Origin of the sequence: Aquabacterium sp. UBA2148, from assembly GCF_002328915.1 — a bacterium.
In the GTDB taxonomy this organism is placed as follows: domain Bacteria; phylum Pseudomonadota; class Gammaproteobacteria; order Burkholderiales; family Burkholderiaceae_C; genus Aquabacterium; species Aquabacterium parvum.
In genome coordinates, this window is the sequence record NZ_DCXA01000290.1 from 14,347 (window position 1) to 15,481 (window position 1,135).

The 1,135-nt window shown below is 73.1% G+C and carries 1 protein-coding gene and 1 pseudogene; both read left to right on the forward strand.

Going from position 1 to position 1,135, the window contains the following annotated elements:
- A pseudogene (locus B2W70_RS16050) lies at nt 1-285 on the forward strand (transporter); the annotation flags it as partial.
- An 80-nt stretch (nt 286-365) separates the two neighbouring features.
- A partial coding sequence (locus tag B2W70_RS16055) for an efflux RND transporter periplasmic adaptor subunit (protein ID WP_286747189.1) occupies nt 366-1,135 on the forward strand: 770 nt, incomplete at its 3' end.

Sequence of the window (1,135 nt, forward strand, 5' to 3'; positions counted from 1 at the left end):
GCCGCGCGCCAGCACCAGCAGGGCCAGGCCGCGCTCGATGGCGCTCAAGCCCGCTGGCACGCGGCCCAGCGCGCGCACCACGCCGCACAGCGCCGCGCCAAGCTCGCGCAAGAAAGCCAGGGCTTTTTCGACAAGTCCTTCCGCCTGGGCGAGACCGACCTGCCCACGCGCTTGCGCATCGCGCAGGAAGCGCAAGAAGCAGCCCGCCAGGCCGCGCTGGCCGCCATCGACCTGGCCGCCGCCACCTCCGCGTGGCGCCAGGCCGCCGGCCTGCTGCCGGAGTGAACGCCATGACCTCAGCTCTCGCGCCCACAGCCGCCCGCCACCTTGGCTCGGGCCCGCTCCACCCCATTCGACTTGATCTCATGTCCCCCACTTCGCCCCAGAACCTGTCCCCGCTGCGCCGCGCCCTCATGGGCCTTGTGCTCATCGGCACTTGCTCCTTTTCCACGCTGGTGTGGTCTCACGAAGGCCACGAGCACGAAGACGAACCACCACCCGCCGCCACGCTGCGCGACGCTCCTCGCCGCCAAGGCGATGGCAGCGTGCTGATGCCCGAGGCGGCCCAGCAGCAACTGCGCCTGCGCACGCTGGCGGTGCAAGCTGGCCAGTGGCCCCAGGCCTTCGAGCTGCCCGCCAAGGTGGTGATGGACCCCAACGCCGGTGGCCGCGTGCAAGCCGCGCTCGCCGGGCGCGTGATCGCTGGCCCCAAGGGCCTGCCATCGCTGGGACAGGCCGTGCGACAAGGCCAGGTGCTGGCCCACATCGAGCCCACCACCGGCTCGATCGAGCAGGCCGGCCTGCGCGCGCAACAAGCCGAGCTGCGTGGCGCGCTGCAGGTGGCCGAGCGCCGCCTCGCGCGGCTGCACGAACTCGCCGACACCGTGGCCCGCAAGGACACCGAAGCCGCCACCGCCGAGGTCGAGGGCCTGCGCGCACGGCTGAGCGCCTTGAGGGGCGGCCTCTCGCGCCGCGATGCGCTCGTCGCGCCCGTCTCCGGCGTCATCGCCTCGGCCCAGGTCGTGGCCGGCCAGGTCGTGCAGCCTGGCGACATCCTCTACGAGGTGATCGACCCGCGCCGCCAGCGCATCGAGGCCCTGGTGCGCGACCCGAGCCAGGCGCAGCAGATCGGCTC